The organism is Shewanella putrefaciens (assembly GCF_016406305.1).
GTDB classification, from domain to species: Bacteria; Pseudomonadota; Gammaproteobacteria; order Enterobacterales; family Shewanellaceae; genus Shewanella; species Shewanella putrefaciens_C.
In genome coordinates, this window is record NZ_CP066369.1 from 1,585,638 (window position 1) to 1,606,144 (window position 20,507).

General features: G+C 49.9%; 15 protein-coding genes. 10 read left to right on the forward strand and 5 right to left on the reverse strand.

Features of this window, described 5'->3' with window-relative positions:
* Nucleotides 1-10 precede the first annotated feature (10 nt).
* The 3 genes from JFT56_RS06785 to JFT56_RS06795 form a co-directional block, all read right to left on the reverse strand.
* Nucleotides 11-3,253 (reverse strand): winged helix-turn-helix domain-containing protein, encoded by a 3,243-nt coding sequence (locus JFT56_RS06785; RefSeq protein WP_198782919.1) that lies wholly within the window; start codon nucleotides 3,251-3,253, stop codon nucleotides 11-13.
* Between the two features lie 424 nt (nucleotides 3,254-3,677).
* A complete protein-coding gene (locus JFT56_RS06790; RefSeq protein ID WP_198783513.1) occupies nucleotides 3,678-4,997 on the reverse strand; it encodes a DUF4785 domain-containing protein in 1,320 nt (439 codons plus the stop codon).
* 26 nt (nucleotides 4,998-5,023) lie between these two features.
* Nucleotides 5,024-5,881 carry a hypothetical protein gene (locus tag JFT56_RS06795; protein ID WP_198782920.1) on the reverse strand — a complete coding sequence of 286 codons (858 nt, stop codon included), beginning with the start codon at nucleotides 5,879-5,881 and terminating at the stop codon, nucleotides 5,024-5,026.
* 745 nt (nucleotides 5,882-6,626) lie between these two features.
* On the opposite strand from JFT56_RS06795, the gene JFT56_RS06800 reads away from it, so the two are divergent.
* From JFT56_RS06800 to JFT56_RS06820, 5 genes are all read left to right on the forward strand, one after another.
* Nucleotides 6,627-6,974 (forward strand): hypothetical protein, encoded by a 348-nt coding sequence (locus JFT56_RS06800; protein ID WP_198783514.1) that lies wholly within the window; start codon nucleotides 6,627-6,629, stop codon nucleotides 6,972-6,974.
* Nucleotides 6,975-7,194: 220 nt separating this feature from the next.
* The gene (locus JFT56_RS06805; RefSeq protein ID WP_198782921.1) at nucleotides 7,195-7,899 is read left to right on the forward strand and encodes a TetR/AcrR family transcriptional regulator; all 705 of its coding nucleotides are present in this window, start codon (nucleotides 7,195-7,197) and stop codon (nucleotides 7,897-7,899) included.
* On the forward strand, nucleotides 7,896-8,870 hold the full coding sequence (locus tag JFT56_RS06810) for an HlyD family secretion protein (protein ID WP_420136016.1): 975 nt from the start codon (nucleotides 7,896-7,898) through the stop codon (nucleotides 8,868-8,870). Before JFT56_RS06805 ends, JFT56_RS06810 begins: the two co-directional genes overlap by 4 nt.
* Complete coding sequence (locus tag JFT56_RS06815) at nucleotides 8,867-9,823, forward strand: ABC transporter ATP-binding protein (RefSeq protein ID WP_198782922.1); 957 nt, start codon at nucleotides 8,867-8,869, stop codon at nucleotides 9,821-9,823. The genes JFT56_RS06810 and JFT56_RS06815 overlap by 4 nt, the downstream gene beginning before the upstream one ends.
* Nucleotides 9,813-10,934 carry an ABC transporter permease gene (locus tag JFT56_RS06820; protein ID WP_198782923.1) on the forward strand — a complete coding sequence of 374 codons (1,122 nt, stop codon included), beginning with the start codon at nucleotides 9,813-9,815 and terminating at the stop codon, nucleotides 10,932-10,934. The genes JFT56_RS06815 and JFT56_RS06820 overlap by 11 nt, the downstream gene beginning before the upstream one ends.
* Here JFT56_RS06820 and JFT56_RS06825 read toward each other — a convergent pair.
* Nucleotides 10,918-11,760: a LysR family transcriptional regulator gene (locus JFT56_RS06825; protein ID WP_198782924.1), complete on the reverse strand. Its 843-nt coding sequence runs from the start codon at nucleotides 11,758-11,760 to the stop codon at nucleotides 10,918-10,920. The two genes, JFT56_RS06820 and JFT56_RS06825, sit on opposite strands and share 17 nt — an antisense overlap.
* A gap of 156 nt (nucleotides 11,761-11,916) precedes the next feature.
* Here JFT56_RS06825 and JFT56_RS06830 point away from each other — a divergent pair, with 156 nt between their 5' ends.
* The 5 genes from JFT56_RS06830 to JFT56_RS06850 all read left to right on the forward strand — a co-directional run bounded on the left by JFT56_RS06830 (nucleotide 11,917) and on the right by JFT56_RS06850 (nucleotide 18,400).
* Nucleotides 11,917-13,092: an acyl-CoA dehydrogenase gene (locus JFT56_RS06830; RefSeq protein WP_198782925.1), complete on the forward strand. Its 1,176-nt coding sequence runs from the start codon at nucleotides 11,917-11,919 to the stop codon at nucleotides 13,090-13,092.
* 73 nt (nucleotides 13,093-13,165) lie between these two features.
* Nucleotides 13,166-15,493: a dehydrogenase E1 component subunit alpha/beta gene (locus JFT56_RS06835; protein WP_198782926.1), complete on the forward strand. Its 2,328-nt coding sequence runs from the start codon at nucleotides 13,166-13,168 to the stop codon at nucleotides 15,491-15,493.
* Nucleotides 15,490-16,560 carry an ACP S-malonyltransferase gene (locus tag JFT56_RS06840; protein ID WP_198782927.1) on the forward strand — a complete coding sequence of 357 codons (1,071 nt, stop codon included), beginning with the start codon at nucleotides 15,490-15,492 and terminating at the stop codon, nucleotides 16,558-16,560. The genes JFT56_RS06835 and JFT56_RS06840 overlap by 4 nt, the downstream gene beginning before the upstream one ends.
* Nucleotides 16,561-16,796: 236 nt before the next feature.
* Entirely contained in the window at nucleotides 16,797-18,083 is a 1,287-nt protein-coding gene (locus JFT56_RS06845; RefSeq protein ID WP_198782928.1) for an acetyl-CoA hydrolase/transferase family protein, read from the forward strand.
* Nucleotides 18,084-18,130: 47 nt separating this feature from the next.
* The gene (locus JFT56_RS06850; RefSeq protein WP_198782929.1) at nucleotides 18,131-18,400 is read left to right on the forward strand and encodes a hypothetical protein; all 270 of its coding nucleotides are present in this window, start codon (nucleotides 18,131-18,133) and stop codon (nucleotides 18,398-18,400) included.
* 221 nt (nucleotides 18,401-18,621) lie between these two features.
* On the opposite strand, the gene JFT56_RS06855 is transcribed toward JFT56_RS06850, so the two are convergent.
* The gene (locus JFT56_RS06855) at nucleotides 18,622-20,187 is read right to left on the reverse strand and encodes a S8 family serine peptidase (RefSeq protein ID WP_198782930.1); all 1,566 of its coding nucleotides are present in this window, start codon (nucleotides 20,185-20,187) and stop codon (nucleotides 18,622-18,624) included.
* Between the last annotated feature and the right edge of the window lie 320 nt (nucleotides 20,188-20,507).

A 20,507-nucleotide genomic window follows, 5' to 3' on the forward strand; every position in this document is an offset into this window, starting at 1 on the left:
TCCGTGTTAGTTAAAATTTGTAATTCTTAATTCCACTACTTTTTATGAAGTTAAGCATTTCATTGTTCTTATCTAATTCCCCTAGGCAGTCTAGTGTTTTTAAGTAGGTTTCAGCATACTGAGGAGCTTTATTTGATTTAAATATATTGTCAATATTTTCTAATGCCTTTTTACAGGAGTTAAAGCTATTTCTCTCATCTTTCTTAATTTTAAATATCTTTGCCTTCATCAAATAACTCTCCGATAGTAAAGCCAAGTATGGAGTATTACTTAAGTTTTCAGAAGATAATTCTTTATAGTTTTCAATTGACATGTCAACATAAATTTCGCTTTCAGAAAATAAATATTTTGAGTGAAGATTATGAGCTAAAGCTAAGTTGTACTTGGCTAATAATTCTTTTTTTTGCCTTTTGGAGTTAAAAGAATCATTTTCTATTTCATTTTTTATGGCTTGTGATTCGTCACCATCTATAGAAATATCTTTGTTTAATTCTATGTTTTTTATTGCTAAATCATACTGTAGCTTTTTCCATGTGTCATTTTTGGGATCTTGTTCGAGAGCTTTCTTTACTGCTATTAACCCTTTCTGAGCCTTAACTAAGGCTTGACTATCATTATTTTGATATTTCAATAGGTCGGCTAATAAAAAATAGCTACTTGCTAGTCTCTCTAATGAATAAGGATTAAGTGAAGTATTCAGTAGTTCGTTTTGTAGTTGTTCATGAATAGAAATGGCGGAGAAAAAATCACCTGTCGCACTTGTTGCACTAGCTAGCCAAGAACGAGTGTCTGCTATATCTGCATGAAGTTGGGCATTGTTTTGATCTTGTTGGCTTGCTACGAGTTTTAGCCTCAAGGACTCTTCAAATTTAGGCTTTGCTTGAGAAAAGTTTTGTTGCCTCATAAAAAGTGAGCCTAATGAATTGTAAGCATATGATAGTTCCATCAATGCATCCTTATCATCAGGTGCTAAGGAATACATCTTTGAACTGTATTGTAAATACAGTTCAAAGAAGGGGGTGACCGATTCCCACTTTCTATCATCGTACTCTATTTGACCCAACCAAAAGGCATTGGCGCCTAAGGTTTTTAACAGGGCTAAGTTTTCTGGCTGCAATTCGAGCAGCGGCAGCATTTTTTCCTGCGCGGCGAGCAGGGCGCTGCGGGCTTCATCGATTTTATTGCGTGAATAGGCGACTTCGCCCATGGCCTCTAGGGTCTGCCCATGTTGGAAGCGGGCGTCGAAGCTTAAGTATTTTTCATCGTCTTGGCTGGAGAAATCCGTGAAATATTCCAATGCCTTATTGCTGATCCCGTCGAGTAAGTCCATTCGGCCGATGCCACGCATTTTATCGGCGAAGTCGCCCACCATAAACCCAAGTAGATCTTCGGCTGCGAGGCGTTTTTGCTGGGCAAGCTTTTCGGCTTCGATACTGCGCACGCTCATAATCACTGAGGTTAAGGTGAGTACACACAGCAGGGCGACGGTGACGCGCCTCGTCCTGCGCAGCATAGTGGCGCGTTTGCTGGAGGCGGCAATAAAGTCGGTTTCCCGTTCATCTAATATAAATAACGGGTTTTGACTGAGGCTCTGTGCTTCTTTTAAGGGTTTACCCTCGGCGAGCAGATAGGCGCTGTGTTTGGCTTCGCTCAGCCAGCGCTTAGATAAATGCTGGAGGCGGCTCTTAATGCTTAGGCTGTCATTATGTTCGCTGATCCATGCCGTTGCCCTTGGCCAGCGACGCAGCAGGGCTTCGTGGGCGATGCTAAAACAGGGCTCACCATTTTGCAGGTGGGACACAAATAATCGGCTATCGACCATGGCTTGCACTAGGGCGGTTTCGGCCGTGCTTTGCAGTTGCGACCAGCGGGCAGTGCGGCTAGTGATGGACTTTTCATCCTCACGCAGGGTGACTAACAGGGATAAAATCCGCGGCAGACTGGCTTTTTCGGCCTCGCTTAAATGGGAGATGGCCTGCTCGGCATTTTTGCCGATAGCGCCTTCGATGCCGCCCAAGGTGCGATACACAGAGACTAATAGCTTGTCATCGTCACTGCGTTGTAAATACAGCGCCTGTAAAGTGTATTGCAACATGGGCAGGGCGTCTGGGTTGCTGGCGGCATCGCTACAGAGCATTTCATCGAGCGGCATGGCGGTGTCGCTGTCAATGTCCCAGGTTAAATTGGCGGCAATCGCCGGCAGGCGGATCATCTGCAACAGTTCGGTGCGGCTGGGCGGCGCTAAGTCGAAATGGGCACCGCGGGCCTTACCCGCCATCAGGCTGGGATAATTGACCAGCAGCGGATAAAAGTCGTTGCGACAGGCACTTAAAATCAATACCGCATGGGAAGTGGCAAGGTGCTCTAACAGCGTGATAAAGGCGCTGCGCTCGGTATCGCTAAACAGCGGCGATGATAGCAATACTTCTAATCTGTCGATAAACAAGGCAAAGCGTGGCGTAGCATAAGTCTGATTTTTAAGGCTCTGTTTACATATTTCGACAATGCCCTGCGGATCTTGCTCAAGCTTGGCGGCGAGCGAGTCGGCGCTCATCCCCTCAAACACTGGGGTATCGTTTACCTCCCAATCGAGCATGGCACTGGCAAGATCGGTGAGCAGTTGCCCCTTGGCGACATCGGCAAAATCGAGGCTGCTATAGGCCACCACGCCAACGCCATTAAAGCCATTGGCGGCCATTAAGTTAGGCAATACGCCTGCATTAATTAAGGAGGATTTACCGCTGCCACTTGGGCCTAAAATTAAGCAGAAGGCGCGGCCAAATTGGATTTGCTGGCTAATGCGATTGAGCAGGGTACTAATTTGCTCGCTGCGGCCGAAGAATACCTCGGCATAGTTAGCGCTATAGGCTTGCAGGCCCGGAAAGGGCGAGCCACCTTGCCAGGTTTGCGGCGCGGCGCTGGCCTCGTGGCCAACGGGAAAGCGCACTTCGGCTAAGGTGCGATAGCCGCGTTTGCGAATGGTTTCAATGTAGCTAGATTCGGTGGCGCTATCGCCTAAGGCGCGACGTAACTGGTTGATAATCTTGTGCAGCGGGTTATCGCCCGTATCCACCCCCGGCCAGCAATGGCTAACGATTTCATCGCCGCTGACCACTTCGCCCGCCCTTTGGCAGAGAAACAACAACACATCCATTGCCTTAGGTTCAAGCTGTTTGACCTGATGACCAAGGCGTAGGCTGTTGGCGCTGGGATTAACTTGCCATTCACCAAAGAAAAATGTGCTGTCACTCATAGGGTTTCCATTTATCGAATATTAATCAGTGTGCGGCAGGAATTGCACCGTGAGTCGCTGCGAGTCTTCTCAAATTGTTTAACTTTTATGCTGAAATAAGCTGTGTTGTCATTAATTTGTATGATGTTAAAACATAGGCATTATGCCGATTGAACTTGTTATTTAAAAGGAATAGTTATTGATGATCAATGTAAATTTAAGCGAGAAACTCTGGCGCTAATGGGCCGTTTGGCAGCATTTTTTTGCGCCAATAGAGGCGCGTTTTGTGCAATTTATGCAATTTATGCAGTTTGTGCAATTTGTGCAGATAGAAGAGCAGGGGACGAGAGCCTGGCGGACTAAGGGGGATTTTAAGAAGCGTGCCCTTAATCGTGCACGCTGTATGGGATGGCGAAAATCTGATTAGCCGAATGCAATATTCAGCTTAACGGGAGAGCACGAGCGCATTGGCCTGAAAACTTAACCGTGCCATTTGCCCTTGATCCTGCAGCTCTAACCCATTGAGTTCGAAGGGCGACTGTAAACCCGAGGCTTGGATTAGCTTAGGGTCAAATATCAGCTTGAGCTTAGAGGATTCAGGCGTTAACCAATTGGCCGCTTGGGTGCGCATAATCGCCACCTTTTGCCCTTCGGCATTGGTGCCTGTGAGCACGCCACTTAAGCCAAAACGTCCAGCCTCGGCGACATCCAGTTCAAAATTCACTTGGTTTGGCAATCCCTTATCCCACACGGTCAGCACTTCTGGCTTGATACTGGCCGAATTCACATAGGACTTAAAGACGGATTTCACAGTGCGCAGTACTGGGCGACCATCGACCCTCGTTTGTACTGTGACTTCAATTTCACTGAAACCCGCATTGCTATTGGCTAATTGCATGCCCTGGGGGATTTGGGCTTGCCAGGTATCACCTTGTTTTACCATGGTAACATTTTGAATTTCGCCATCGGCTTGCTTAAGTTTTGCCTGGGGCTCGAAAGTGTTATCACTTTGACTTAATGCGAGTTTAAGTCCGAGGGTTTGTGCATCTGCCGCGACCACTGTCGGGGCTTTCAGACTCAGTTGGTAGGGCGAACCTTTTTCCTTCACATTGATTAAGTAACTGGCGCTCGGCGTTAGTGGCTGACTGACCTGCAGGCGATATTCTCCCGGTGTGGCCTTTTCCGACATTTGCAGGGCGCTGGAATCATCGGTTAATCCTGCGCTCGCTAGGACTTCGGCGCTGACCATAGATTTGACCAAGGACTCAGTTGCTATTGCACTGCTGGCCGCGGCTTTGCCCTGTGGTGCTTGGCTTACTCGCTGAATTTGTACGCGCTCGGGGGCTATCGTCTCTGCGTGCATTAAGGCGCCGGAGCTGATATCGCCTCGAGGTGCGATTCGCACTAAGCTGGCCGCTTGGCTCATGGTGAGCGTTACGCCCGTATTAAGCTCAGCGCCGGTGACATTGAGCCAATATTCATCACTTTGGCTAGCTTGTTCCAGTATGGGAAGGCTCGCTTGATATTCGCCGTAGAGCGGGGTGATAAAACTGACGTAATCCGTATTGGTATTGATGGGCGCAAGTGTTGGGCTGGCAATATTGCTATCGACAAGATCGGTATCGCTTGGCGCGGTTAAGGTTAACCCCTTGGCATACATAGGGCTGGCTTCTTTTTGCGGCTCAGGTGTTGGCGCATCATCCTGACAGGCGCTAAGCAATCCGCTTAGGGCTAAAACACTGGCAAGTTTGCCGAGTGTGTGCATGTTAAATGTAGGCATGGGAGGACTCCTTAAATATGGCTACGGATCAGCGTGTCTAAGTTAAAGCAGGCACGGCGACTCTGCTGATGGCTTAGCGGTTCTTGGCCACGGGTCTTTTGTTTATCGGTAAACCAGACGGTGCCTGCCGCCTTCTGCGAGCTGCAATTTAAGAAGCCGTCGGAGCAGCTATCGAGCCAGTTTTGGGTGGTTTCCAGGGCCACTTGATACTGATAACCCGCGCAGTAGCTGTCGCTGTCCCAAATGGCGGAATCCACATCCGAGCCCACAACCACCTCGAAGGGTTTGCCTAAGGCTGGGCGCCCCGACGTGCCATAGAGCCAAGTGCTGTTGTAGTTGGTCATCCAACCTACTTGCTGTTGTTTGACCGCATTGCTGCCATAACCTAGGAGCCAACCTAAGCTGGTTTCGAACACATTACCTTGGTTAACGGCATCGGCCAGTGGTGTGCCGCCACTCGATGGCGCGAGGGCGATAACCCTTGAGGTGGCGTTGATCACCGCGGGATAACGGCTATCCCAGGTGGGGTTAGATAAAATCCAGCGCACGACATTGCCGCCATTGGAGTGGGTGAGCAAGATCAAGTCGTCGATATTCTTGGCTTGGATAAAACCGTTGAGCTGGGTAGCGAGGCAACCTGCGGCGCTTTCTTCCCACATATATTGGTCAAAGTCACAGTTGATCACTGTGTAATTGTTGGGTACTGGGATGCCCTGGCGCACCGAGTTCACAAATTCGGACGTCCAGTAATCGGCGAGGGCATTGGTCTGATGACCCGTGCCGTGGATAAAGGCAATACCAGTTGCGGCTAATGTCGCTGGGCTGACAGCTAACAGACCCAAGAGCATAAGGGCTTTGTTGATCTTCATGGGTATATCTCGTGTTGTTGGTCTTGTTGAGAGTGGCCGCGCAGTCCGCTAAGGCAGTTAAAGGCAAATGGGTGACGCTCAGGATTTGCCCTAAATTAGCAATCGGCTGGCATGGCTCTGTTTATATGCGCTTAAGCGCAGGTTACTCATTTTGGGTAAAACATGATTCAAGGCCTGAATACGACGGGATAGATTAAATGCGCTAGTTTGCGTCGGCATTACATGGGGCTGATGCAATCGGCAATCATCAACAGGACTCAATTCAAGTTAATTAACCTAAACGCAACATTTTCTGCTGGCAAGTAAAAAAATTGCCATAGATTTTAATGGCATGGCAGCATTTGGTTGGCTTCGTTTTAATGTTAATAGGGGGAGTGGTAAACCGATGATAAGCAATGGCTAATAAACGGTATGCCGTTTTGTTGCGTTTGAAATTTTGGCCAGTGTAAGCAAAAGAATTTTCTGTGACACTCGTCTTACATTGAAGTTAATTAGTTTATCATTCTGTATATTAAAGACTTTTGTGATGGACGTTTTAAGCTTAAGTATTGTTCCTCGATATAAGCATCCCTTTAGTGCATTTAAGGGCTAAACCTATTAGTCTGAGCTTAAATCTGATTAACACTAATACCGCCTATATCTTACAATCCTGCGCCATCGTGCGAGCGGCGAAGAGATGTTAGGGTAATGGGCGGAACTCTACGGGCAAAAAGGGAGAATACATTTGGCAATAGAACACAATGAGATGGTGAGCTGCTTAAGTGGGCTGCAATGTCGCACTAACTTCACCATAAAAAACATTACCGAATACATGCTACCAGAGACCAAAGAGGCCTTTTATTTACACCTCGACGGTAAATCCCCCAATCTCATTATTCGCCCCGCCTTTGAGGTTTTTTCCGGCGAATTGGCCACGATTGCAGGTGTGCATGCTAAATACGATTACTTTCATAATGGGGAGATGACGCGCTTCCCTAAGCGTTTGCATAAGAGCCTGACCGAAACCCACTACGGCCTCGCTTTTAGTTTTGATACCGTCGAAGCCGTGCAGCAATTTATCAGCCGTTTGAGTGCTATCGTAAAAGGATCATAAGCAAAAGGGCATAAGTAAAAGGGCATAAGTAAAAGGGCATAAGTAAAAGGACACAAATTGAGCCGTTTCGAGTCTGGGTGGCAATGCAGCGGGGAGTTTTTCTCCGTTGTGAGCCCGGATTAAATTCCTCAAATTTGATGAAAATGAGGAATTTAACTGCTGCCTTTTTATGCGGCTTTTCAGTATATTCATCAATAGATGAATTTTGCTGGAGCTTGCCATGTCGCTTATCCCCGCTCGCCCGAAAGGGATGGTCCCATTTACTGGTTTGTCTGCATCACAGCCGCAGATCCAAGGTCGTCCTAAGGGCAACTCAGACGCACGCCAACGCTTAATTTCCGCCGCCTTAAACCTCTTTGGTCATCGTAGTTATCCAACCGTATCTACCCGTGAAATCGCCCGCGAAGCCGAGGTTGATGCCGCACTTATTCGCTACTATTTCGGTTCAAAAGCGGGTCTGTTCGAACATATGGTGCGGGAAACCCTTGAGCCAGTATTAGCGCGTCTACGTGAAATCTCCGCAGCCGGAGCCCCGAATAATGTGGCTGAACTAATGCAGACATATTATCGCGTTATGGCGCCTAACCCCGGATTGCCACGGTTAATTATGCGGGTACTGCAGGAGGGGGATGGCTCAGAACCCTACCGCATTTTGTTGTCCGTATTTGAACAAGTGTTATCTTTGTCTCGACAATGGCTTGAAACCACCTTAGTCGATGCAGGGTTATTAAAAGAAGGCATAGATCCTAATTTAGCACGCCTAAGTTTTGTGAGTTTGATGGTCTTTCCGCTGATCGCACCGTCAGTATTGATGCGTCAGTTTGGCATTTTTAGTGCCGATGCCGAGGGTTTACAGCGACTAGCACGGCACAATATGCACGTGTTTTCCCAGGGCGTGTTAGCTGAACCTAGGAGTACCCTATGAATTGCGAAAGAAAAATGAATTTAAATAAAAAAATCATAGGGTCACTTTTCGGCTGTTTACTGCTGCAACTAATAGGATGCAGCGATGACTCGCTGAGGGTATTTGGCACCATCGAGCGTGACAGATTAACACTGACCGCGCCAGTAGGAGAGTTGATTACTCAAGTGAATGTGGTTGAAGGTCAACAGGTTAAGGCGGGCGAGGTATTACTTATACTCGATACGACTTCGGCCAATGCGCGCCTTGTCCAGCGCCAAGCTGAACTGGAACAGGCCAAGGCGAAACTTGCTGAGGCGGTGACAGGTGCACGTTTAGAGGATATTGAGAAAGCCAAAGCTGCCCTAGACGGCGCCAATGCCAGTGTGAAAGAAGCCTTGCTGAGTTTTGAGCGCACAAATCGATTATTTGCCACAAAAGTGCTTAGCCAAGCGGATTTAGACGCGGCCCGTGCGGCGCGGGATACGAGTTTAGCTAAACAAGCCGAGGCGCAGCAGAGCCTACGGCTGCTAGAAAATGGCACCCGCAGTGAGCAGCTAGAGCAGGCCAAGGCGGCGGTTGCCGCGGCCAGCGCCAGTGTCGCCATCGAGCAAAAAGCCTTAGCAGACTTAAGCTTAGTGGCGGCGCGAGATGGGATTGTCGATACTCTGCCCTGGCGGGTGGGCGATCGCGTTGCCGCAGGCACTCAGTTGATTGGTTTACTGGCGAGCGCTAATCCCTATGCGCGGGTGTATCTGCCGGCGACTTGGTTAGACAGAGTGAAGGCGGGGGATAGTGTCAACATTTTAGTTGATGGCCGCGAGACGCCGATTGTTGGCACAGTGCGTAATATCCGCAGCCAACCCGCCTACACACCGTTTTATGCCCTAAATGAGCGCGATAGGGCAAGGCTGATGTATCTGACCGATATCACGATTTCCGCTGCGGATCAGGACTTGCCAACGGGCATGGCAGTCGAGGTGGAACTGCCATGAAAAACGCCGATTTTGCCATCGAGACCCAGGGCATGACCCGTGCCTTTGGCGGCGTTAATGCGGTGGAAAATCTCGATCTAGCCATACCCAAGGGCACAATTTACGGTTTTCTTGGCCCCAATGGCTGCGGAAAATCCACTTCGATTCGGATGTTGACTGGGCTACTTAGCCCCACCTCGGGGCATATTCGCGTTCTGGGGGAAACCTTGCCCGGCGCCGAGGAAAAATTGCGCCGTCGCATCGGCTATATGACGCAAAAATTCTCCCTGTATGACAATCTTTCGGTGCGAGAAAACCTTGAATTTGTTGCACAAATTTATGGGCTAAGCCGTCGCCAGTCCGCACAACGCTTAGTGGAACTCTTAGCACTGTATGAGCTAAATGGCCGCGAGAAGCAAATGGCGGGCTCGATGAGTGGCGGCCAGAGGCAACGTTTAGCCCTCGCGGCGGCGACCTTACATCATCCAGAGTTACTGTTTCTCGATGAGCCCACCTCGGCGGTCGACCCTGAAAATCGCCGTGAGTTTTGGGAGCGCTTATTCGATCTTTGCGCCCAAGGCACCACGATTTTGGTCTCGACCCACTATATGGATGAGGCCGAGCGTTGTCACGGTTTAGCCATTCTAGAGCGGGGGATCAAACGCGCCGATGGTTCACCCCAGCAGCTGATGGCGGCGATGGGCGCTAGGGTGGTTGAAGTCAGTGGTGATGATTTACGCACATTAAAACAATCGCTGATCAGTGAGCCCGAGGTCTTGTCGGCGGCGCAGATCGGCAGTCGTTTGCGGGTGTTAGTGCGTAGCAATATCAGTGAGCCACTTGCTTGGCTTAAACCTAGGGTCGCGAGCCGAACCATGGAAGAAGTGCGCGCCAGTCTTGAGGATGTGTTTGTCACTTGCACTGGTGGGCGGGCTCCCGTGAATGTTCAGGGGGAGGCTAGCCATGTGGCGTAGAATTTTTGCGATAGTGATCAAAGAGCTTAGGCAACTGTCTCGGGATCGCATGACCTTTGGCATGATAGTGATGATCCCGCTGGTGCAACTGATGCTGTTTGGTTACGCGATTAATACCGATGCGCGCCATTTGCCCGCTGGGCTGGTCAATTTAAGTGATTCCGCCTACAGCCGAGCCTTAATTAAAGCGGTAGAAGCGACCCAAGTGGTCGATTTTAAACGCACTTATTTCAGTGCTCAGGAGGCCGAGGCGGCCATTACCCGCGGTGAAGTGAAGGCCGTGCTGTACCTTGGTGCCGATCTCGATGAGCGCTTAGTGCGTCATCCCGCCTTTGCGGGGAATGCTTATTTATCACAACCGGTAGGCCAATGGTTGGTGGATGGCTCGGATACGGTTGTTGCCTCAACCATTCGCAGTCTAAGGCAAATGCCGCTGGATGAAATCGCGGGCAGAGCGCTAAAAACCAGCCAGCCGAGTTTTGAAGTGGTGCAATATTTCAACCCAGAGCAGCGCTCTGTGGTCAATATAGTGCCCGGCCTGCTCGGGGTGATTTTGACTATGACCATGGTGATGTTTACCTCCGCCGCCATAGTGCGCGAGCGTGAGCAGGGCAATATGGAGTTTTTGATCACCACGCCAGTGCGGCCATTGGAGTTGATGCTCGGGAAAATCGTGCCCTATGTGTTGGTGGGGTTAGTGCAGGTGAGCATTATCTTAACCGCTGGGCACCTGTTATTTGCTGTGCCTATCCGCGGTGGCTTAGATTCCATCGCCTTGGCGGCCATGCTGTTTATTTGCGCCAGTTTAACCTTAGGCTTAGTGATTTCAACCATAGCCAAAACCCAGCTACAATCGATGCAAATGACGGTATTTGTACTGCTGCCCTCGATTCTGCTCTCTGGCTTTATGTTCCCCTATGAGGCCATGCCTATCGCGGCGCAGTGGATTGCCGAAGTGCTACCCGCCACCCATTTTATGCGGATGTCACGGGCCATAGTGCTGCGGGACGCCGAGGTGATGGATCTGCAATTTGACGCCCTGTGGTTGATAGCCTTTACCTGCATAGGTTTGCTGATCGCCAGTTTGCGCTTCTCTAAGCGCTTAGATTGAGTTTACAAAGTTCCATCAGTTGTTTTTGCTGAGCTGTGGGGGAGTGGCCTAGGGGCATGGCTAATCCGACTGTGCGTTTAAGTTCGATATCGTGCAAGGGGCGAAATACGATATCGGCCTGTTCGAGCAATGCCGGTATCGCGGGGATCAGCGCGATACCTAAACCGGCTGCCACTAAACCCACGGCATATTCCACGGTTTGGATCCTCGCCCTGATCTGCAGCTTAATCCCTTCCATATCTAACAATTGTTGCAAACTCGTCAGGGCCTCACAGGGCGCGCGGTGAATAAAGGGCTGCTGATGCAGATCCTCCAAGCGAATCGTATCTTGCAGGCTCAGGCTAAAGGACGGTGGAATGGCGAGCAGATAAGTGTCATGCCACAGCGGTAAAAAACTTTCCTGGGTGGTTAAGTCGCTGGTGGTGATGATGCGCGCATCGGCATCCTCTGTGGGCTCCACTAAGGTGAGATCCATATCAGGACAGGCATTAGTAAAATCTTTTAATAACATGCTCATACGCTGAACCCCGAGGGAGCGGATCAAGCCTAATTTAAAGGGGACTTGGATTTCAGGCTTACTGAACAGGGAGCTAATGGCCTTGGATTCATTTAATAGCCGTTTTGCCAATGGATATAGCCTATGGCCCGCATCGGTGGGGTTCACGCCCTTGCCATGGCGCTGGAATAATTGGGTATTGAGCTCAGATTCTAGGCTTGAAATGGCCGCCGAAATCGACGGCTGGGCGATATAACAGTGTTTTGCCGCGGCGCTAATACTGCCTTTCTCAAACACCACCACGAAATAGCTTAGGGCACGTAAATTCATCTTTACCTTTGCGTAAGATATAGGAAATAACTATGGATGATAGAGAAAAAGAATATTTTTCCTAGGGCAAAATTATGCCTATGCTAGGCAAATTAGCAAGCGGTACCGCCCATGCGCGTACCTTATTACCATCATTTTCTGGAAAGGAATCGACCTATGGCCCGTGTTAACTTTGACTGGCAAGACCCATTGCAGTTTAACTCCCTATTGAGCGAAGAAGAGCGGATGATCCGTGACATGGTGCATGAATATGCCCAGGAAAAGTTGATGAGCCGGGTGTTAATGGCCAACCGTAATGAGCATTTTGACCGCGAGATCATGAATGAACTCGGGGAGTTAGGCCTGCTCGGGGCTACTCTGCCCGAGGAGTATGGTTGCGCCAATAGCAACTATGTGAGTTACGGCTTAGTCGCGCGGGAAATTGAGCGGGTCGATAGCGGATATCGCAGCGCCATGAGTGTGCAATCCTCCCTCGTTATGCACCCCATTTATGCCTATGGCAGCGAGGCGCAGCGACGTAAATATTTGCCTAAATTGGCCAAGGGTGAATGGGTCGGCTGTTTTGGTTTAACTGAGCCCGATGTCGGCTCAGATCCCGGTGGCATGAGAACCCGTGCGGAGCGCATCGATGGCGGCTACCGGATCTCGGGGGCCAAAATGTGGATCACTAACTCGCCTATCGCCGATGTGTTTGTGGTGTGGGCAAAACTCGATGGCGTCATCCGTGGGTTCGTGCTTGAAAAGGGCATGAAAGGCCTAAGCGCCCCTAAGATTGAGGGTAAGTTTTCCCTGCGTGCTTCTATCACGGGGGAAATCGTGATGGATAACGTCGAAGTGGGTGAAGAGGCCCTATTGCCCAATGTTGAGGGCTTGAAAGGCCCCTTCGGTTGCTTAAATAAGGCCCGTTATGGTATCGCATGGGGGGCGTTAGGTGCGGCGGAGTTTTGCTGGCATAGGGCACGTCAATATAGCCTAGATCGCATCCAATTTAATCGTCCACTTGCCGCTAATCAGTTGATCCAAAAGAAATTGGCCGATATGCAAACCGAGATCACCCTAGGGCTATTTACCTGTCTGCAGGCGGGGCGTTTGATGGATGCAGACTGCTTACCCGTGGAGGCGATTTCGCTTATTAAACGCAATTCCTGCGGTAAGGCATTAGATATCGCCCGCCTTGCCCGTGATATGCACGGCGGCAATGGTATTAGCGATGAATTCCATGTGATCCGCCATGTGATGAATCTTGAGGCGGTCAACACCTACGAAGGCACCCATGATATTCACGCACTGATTTTAGGCCGTGCCCAGACGGGCATCCAAGCGTTTGGCTAGCCGCTAAGGCGTTAGCCTCCTGTTGGTATCAGTCTGTGTCAGCCCCTTAAAACGGTCAATTTGGTGGTGAATAATGGAAGACAGAGCAATTGCCCTCGACAGACAATTTGTCGAACGAGTGCTAAAGGAAGAGTTTCAACCCCTGAGCCAGGGTTGGGATCATAGGCAATTGGGCCTGAGTGACGCCGACTTTTTGGGCATGTTTGAATCTCAGCTTAAGAGTCGGTTATTGGATCTAGAGTCACGTCGTATGCGTGCCCGCAACCAAGGTTTTTATACCATAGGTAGCTCGGGCCACGAGGGCAATGCCGCCTATGGGATGGCGCTGCGTCCCACGGATATGGCGTTTCTGCACTACCGCAGTGCGGCATTTATGCTGGAGCGGGGCCGCCATGTGCCGGGGGAGACGCAGCTCTGGGATATGTTGTTATCCTTCGCCGCCTCCAGTGAGGATCCGATTTCGGGTGGCCGCCATAAAGTGCTGGGCAGTAAGAGCTTAATGATCCCGCCGCAAACCTCGACTATAGCTTCCCATCTTCCTAAGGCCGTTGGGGCGGCATTGAGTATTCCGTTGACCGAGCGGCTTAATTTGCCGGCTAATTTGCCCAAGGATGCCATAGTCATGTGTAACTTTGGCGATGCGTCGGCTAATCATGCTAGCGCGCAGACGGCCATTAATGCGGCGGGTTGGGCTGCCTATCAACAGGTGCCTCTGCCGCTTATGTTTGTCTGTGAAGACAATGGCATCGGGATCTCAACTCCCACACCTAAGGGCTGGATAGCGGCGAACTTTAGCCAACGCCCAGGCATTGAATATTTTTACTGTGATGGCCGCGATCTGCTGGATTGTTACCGTGTCAGTCGGCAGGCCGCCGACTATGCGCGCAGCAAACGTAAGCCAGTATTTTTGCATGTTCGCACCGTGCGTTTAATGGGCCACGCCGGCAGTGATGCCGAAATCGCCTATATGAAGAAACAGCAAATACTCGATAATGAGGCCCAAGATCCTTTGTTGGTCAGTGCCGAGCAAATTATTCGCGCGGGATTGATGACGCCGACACAAATTGTCGCGCTATACGCCGAATTAAAGGCGAGGATTGCCGCCATTGCCGCCGTCGCTGTGACTCGGCCTAAGTTGACGACAGTCACCGCGGCCATGGCATCCATAGTGCCACCTAAACGCGAGTCGGCGCTCTTGGGGCCTGATAGCTTGAAAACCGAGAGCTTGGGGACAGCGCTTTCCCCCCAGGCGCTGGAATCATTGTTTATCGCCGATAAGTTATCCCTAGGTAAACCAGTGCATATGGGCAAACTTATCAATTTAACCTTAACCGAGTTGATGGCGAGCCAGTCTAATATCGTTATCTGTGGTGAGGATGTGGGCAAGAAAGGTGGGGTGTACCATGTGACATCGCGCTTAGTGGAACGGTTTGGGCCCAATAGGGTGATTAACACTCTGCTGGATGAAACCTCGATCCTCGGGCTCGCCATCGGCATGGCGCACAATGGCATTTTGCCTATCCCCGAGGTCCAGTTTTTGGCCTATGTCCATAATGCCGAAGATCAAATTCGTGGCGAGGCGGCGACGCTCTCCTTCTTCTCTAATGGCCAATTTACCAATCCTATGGTGATCCGTATTGCGGGCCTAGGGTATCAGAAAGGGTTTGGTGGGCATTTCCACAATGACAACTCTTTTACTGTGTTTAGGGATATTCCTGGGTTGATTTTGGCCTGTCCGTCCAATGGCCAAGATGCCATGGGCATGCTCAGGGAATGCGTGCGCTTAGCCCAAGAGGAGCAGCGGGTGGTGATTTTCTTAGAACCAATCGCACTCTATATGACGCGAGACTTACACCAAGCGGGCGATAATTTGTGGAGCGCCGAATACCAACACCAGCATCAGGCCCCAAGATTGCCCTTTGGTGAGATTGGCCAATATGGCAAAGGTAAGCGCCTGTGTATCATCAGCTATGGCAATGGTTATTACCTCAGCAGGCAGGCTGAACAGCGCTTAAGCGAGCAGGGTATCGATTGCACTGTCCTCGATTTACGTTATTTGGTGCCACTCAATGAACAGGCCATCGCCAATGCGGCGGGCCAATGTGAACATATCTTAATTGTCGACGAATGCCGTCGCAGCGGATCTGTGAGTGAGGCCATCTACACTAGCTTACACGAGCACTTAGGTGCCCATTGTCCGCCGATCCTGCGCTTAAACGCCGAAGATTGTTTTATTCCGCTCGCGGATGCCGCGACCTTGCCGCTGCCGAGTGTCGAGGGCATAGTCAGTGCCGCGTTGGCCTTAGTCAGGCCACAGGGCCAAAGCACATTAAAGAGGGCGTCGAATGTGACGCCTTTAATGGAAAGGGAGGAGATAATTGAGAGGGAGGTGCAACCATGAGTGCCATATCGATAGACGGCGCTAAGCCTAAGCAACGTGTCGTGGTTATCGCGCCGGGACGCGGCTGTTACAACAAGGAAGAACTCGGTTATCTGGCTCGCTTTCATACTGATAAACAAGAGTTTATTGCCGATATTGATGTATATCGCAAAGCCCTAGGCCAAGTGGGTATTGCCGCCTTAGATGCCGAAGCCAAGTATTCATTCAAACTGCACACTCCGGGGGAAAACGCCTCGGCCCTGATCTACGCCTGTGCCATGGCGGATTTTATGGATATAGACACAGATCAGTTTGAGATAGTCGCAGTGACGGGAAATTCCATGGGTTGGTATATCGCCTTGGCGTTAGCGGGGGCATTGACACCCGAGGCCGCCATTGAAGTGATCAACACTATGGGCTCCATGATGTCCGAGGGCTTAATTGGCGGCCAATTGATCTATCCTGAAATGGATGAACAGTGGCGCCGAGATGCGACTAAAACCGCACTGCTCGATAAGGTGATTGCGGATGTTAATCGCCATGAGGGCTGTGAGCTGTTTACTTCTATCTTCCTTGGCGGTTATCGCGTGTTGGCGGGCAATGAGGCAGGGCTTAAACTCGCCGAGGAGCAGTTACCCCCGCTCGATGAACGCTATCCGATGCGTTTATATAATCACGGCGCATTCCACTCGCCCCTGTTGCATGGGGTATCAAACAAGGGGTTTGCCCAGCTGCCCTTGAGCCTGTTTCAAACGCCTAAGGTCCCGCTGGTGGACGGCCGAGGTCAGATCTGGACGCAATACAGTACAGATACGGCCAAACTGAGGGAGTACACTTTAGGCGAACAAGTAGTTGAGCCCTATGATTTTTCTAAGGCAGTTGCCGTGGCAATAAAAGAATTTGCCCCCGATAAAGTGATCGTGCTCGGGCCTGGCAATACCTTAGGTGGCCCAGTGGCGCAATCACTGATCGCCATCAATGGTTTTGGCTGGCAGACAAAGGCCGATTTCAGTGCCGCCCAGGGCAGCGAACCCAAGTTAATTGCCATGGGCAATGAACAGCAAAGGCCAATGGCGCTGGCGGATTAAGTCATCAGTGTCTACGAATAGGGATAAGCTTTATCCCTATTTTTACCTAAGCCTTTTCGCATAAGTCGAAGGCTCACTATGTTTTACAATATATGGCTTACAAAATATGCCTTGCGAGCCCCCCTTTGATATAACGCAAAGTTAAAGGTAAACACTTTGGGTAAGATGTTGAATAAATGATGCTTAACTCGCATTTGCCCTATACAGCCAAGCTCGGTTATCCCAGGACGTTCAGTATGCCTCCAATCAAATATAACAGTGCGCTCGATGCGGTTGCGTTAATTCAAAGCGGCGAGACGCTGTGGACCCATTCCATGGGGGCAACCCCACGAGTGCTACTCGATGCGCTGGCCAAGCACGCGCTCACTAAAGATAATCTCACATTATTACAATTACATACCGAGGGTGCTGAATCCTTAAGTCATCCAAGTTTAAAGGGACATTTACGCCATCGATGCTTTTTTGGTGGCGTGCCGACGCGGGCCTTGCTGCAAAATGGTGATGCGGATTATGTGCCGATTTTTCTCTCTGAGGTCCCTAAGCTGTTTCGCTCCGGTGAGCAAAAAATCGATACCGCGATTATTCAAGTCTCACCGCCGGATAGGCATGGTATGTGTTCGCTGGGGATTTCGGTCGAAGCGACACTCGCCGCCTGCCAAGTGGCAGGCAAGATCATCGCCCATATTAATCCGCAAATGCCACGCACCCACGGCGATGGCTTTATCCATATCGACCGTTTTGCCGCCGTGTATGAAGAAAGTGCGGCCCTGCCAATCCATTCCTTCGGCACGGGCGATGCCGTGAGTTTGGCGATAGGCAAAAATGTCGCCCAGTTGGTGCGCGATGGCGATTGCCTGCAAATGGGCATAGGCGCGATTCCCGATGCGGTGTTATCTTGCTTAACCGAGCATAGGGATTTAGGCGTTCATACTGAGCTGTTTTCTGACGGTATACTGCAACTGGTTGAAAAGGGTGTGATTAACAACAGCAAGAAGCGTTTTTATCCCGGTAAATTGGTGACAGGTTTTGCCCTTGGTAGTCAGAAATTATACGACTATGTGGACGATAATCCCGGGGTGATTTTTATGGATATAGAGCAAGTGAACGACACTTCCATTATCCGAAAAAATCCCAATGTGATGGCGATTAACTCGGCGTTACAGGTGGATATCTCCGGCCAAGTGTGCGCCGATTCCATTGGCACTAAAATCTATTCCGGCGTCGGTGGACAGATGGATTTTATTCGCGGCGCTTGTTTATCCGAAGGCGGTCGCTCTGTGATTGCCCTGCCAAGCACCGCCGCGGAGGGCACTATTTCCCGTATCGCCACTGTGTTATCCCCGGGTGCGGGTGTGGTCACCACTCGGGCCCATGTGCATTATATTGTGACCGAATACGGCGCCGCCAATCTGCGCGGCCGCAGCCTGCGCGAGCGGGCACAAGCCTTGATCGCCATCGCCCACCCCGATTTTAGGGACCAACTGAGCCGCGATGCCTTTGAGGTATGGGGATTAAGGGTGTAGTTTTAGCGTTTTTAAGCCGTTTTTAAAGCTTTGGAGAAGCCAACACTATGAATCAAGAAGCACCTTCAGTAGCAGGAAAAGCCATCTTAGACGCCGTAGAACAGCAAATAAAAAATAATGATCCACCTAAGGTAAAACAAACATTAAAACGACTAAAATCTTTGGGCATAAGTCGAAAGGAATCAATAAAATATATCGCCTGTGCCTTATCGATTGAAATATTTGGTGTACTTCAAAACGAAGAGGAATTTAACCCTCAGCGTTACAATCAAAACTTGGATAAATTGCCAGAACTGCCGTGGGAAGATGAATTTTAAGTAGACATCATATTTGCAATCTCAATGCTTGCTCGGCACGAAAAATGAGAGATCTGGATTTTTTCTTGAAAGCTCTGGGGTATCAGAAGTTGGCTTAAGCATCCACTGGAATGAGAGCACTAATTGATGGATTCCAAGGCTACCAGTTTATTCCAACATAAAAACACCAGCACAAGTGCTGGTGTTTGCTGCTAGAACATTGTCCTTATGCTGTCAGGTGATTATTTACCTGAACAGCCATAGGTGGTGAGGTAGGCATTGGCGGCTTGTGCGTTGACAATACCGTAACCAAAGTAGTTATCTTTGCCTGCGGCACCCGCATCCATAGCGGTCGCTTTTAACGCCTTACGAATTTGGGTACCAGTACATTGTGAATGGTTAGACCATACCAGTGCAGCCATACCAGATACCGCAGGTGTTGCCATTGAGGTTCCGCTCATAAAGCCATAATCCACTGAATCGATAGAGACAGTGGCATTTTGCGCTGCCAGCAAGTTTGCTCTGTCTTCTAATGCCGCGCCCACTGCAGGAATAGAAGTCGCATTGGTATCACCCAGAGTGCCGTAGAGCATGCCCGCTTCATTGTTGATCAGGATTGCACCCACACCGCCTGAGTTTTCGCAGTTCAGCACTTTATCGTGGAAGGAGATCACGCCGCGGTCGATAACACAGACTTTACCGTTAGCGCCAGAATCAACGGCTTGCGCTGTGCCCATAAAATAAGTGTTGCCCGATGCTGAACCTGCGTTTTCCATTGCAGATGAGGTTACAGCTGCGCCATCGGCGGTTAAGGTTGACGCGGTTGCCATGCCAGCAGGGTAGGTTGAGAGGGTATCGACACCGCCAGCGGTGACTTCAACACAGATACCATCGTCGTTGACGGCTTTTTTACCACGGCCGCTCACGCAACTTGGAAACTGTGAGAAATCGGCAATATTGTTATTGGCATCGTTGGCGCCAATCATCATGACCGATGGGTAACCCGCAGGATATGAGCGTACAGAGTTACCGTCGTTACCCGCGGCAGCGACCACTAAACCACCTGCGGCGGTAAAGGCATCAAAGGCGTTCTTTTCGGTATTGTTTGCCGCGCCGCCACCTAAGCTCATGCTAATAATGTTCGCGCCCGCATTGCTACATTTGTTCGCCGCATAGGCTAAGTCAGATGAATAACCCCAACCGGATGCATTGAATACTTTAACAATGTGCATAGGTACGCCAGGTGCCATACCGACCACACCTATGTTGTTATCTGCCGCGCCAATGGTGCCGGCGACGTGAGTTCCATGTGGGCCACCGTTTTGGAACCAGTTGCCAGTACCTGAATCGTTATCGCCTGTGATGTTATTCCAGTTGAAATCTGGGTTTGAGTTGTCTAAACCTGAGTCAATAACACAGACCTTAATGCCCGCATTTGGATTGAAAGTCACTTGATTTGCACGGGATTGATATACGGCATAGGGCGTCACTTGCTGTGTCATTGGGTTGCCCGCATCGTCGTTATATAGCGCCATTGGCTGACGACGGACGTCTTCTTCAATTAGGGTAATATGTGGGTTATTCAGTAGTCCTTTCACTTGCGCTAGGTCTTTCCCTGCAAAAGTCGCCGCAATAAACTCATCCCCTTCGAGTTTGATTTCGCCGCCTAATTTTTTAGCGAGTGCCTTAACGACGCCCTTGTGTCCCGCTTCAACTTGAATGACATAACGATTGTCATCGGCTTGTGCTTGGGCGATAACGCCAACAGATAAAGCGATGATGGCACTGGCAATTTTGGTTAATTTCATTGTTCTTGCTCCATTTGTTATCAAAGTTATAAGTCCTAAGCTGCATGGAATATCTAGCTGCATCCCTATGCTGCGACTAAAGTCTGAGTACTTAGGAAATTGCAAACTAACACAGGGGAAATTAATTAACAAATAAATAACACTTGTACAAAAGTGTAACATCACGAGGGTGTAAAAAAATAGTGACAGATTTTATGGGGGATAAATAGGGGTTTGGTTGTAGCGTGTTGAGGTAAGCATATGAAGCTAATGGATTTTTAATGCATTAGCTCTTGGGATGCTTGGGATTGGCGGGCTTAAAAAGTGATCTAAATAAGCAA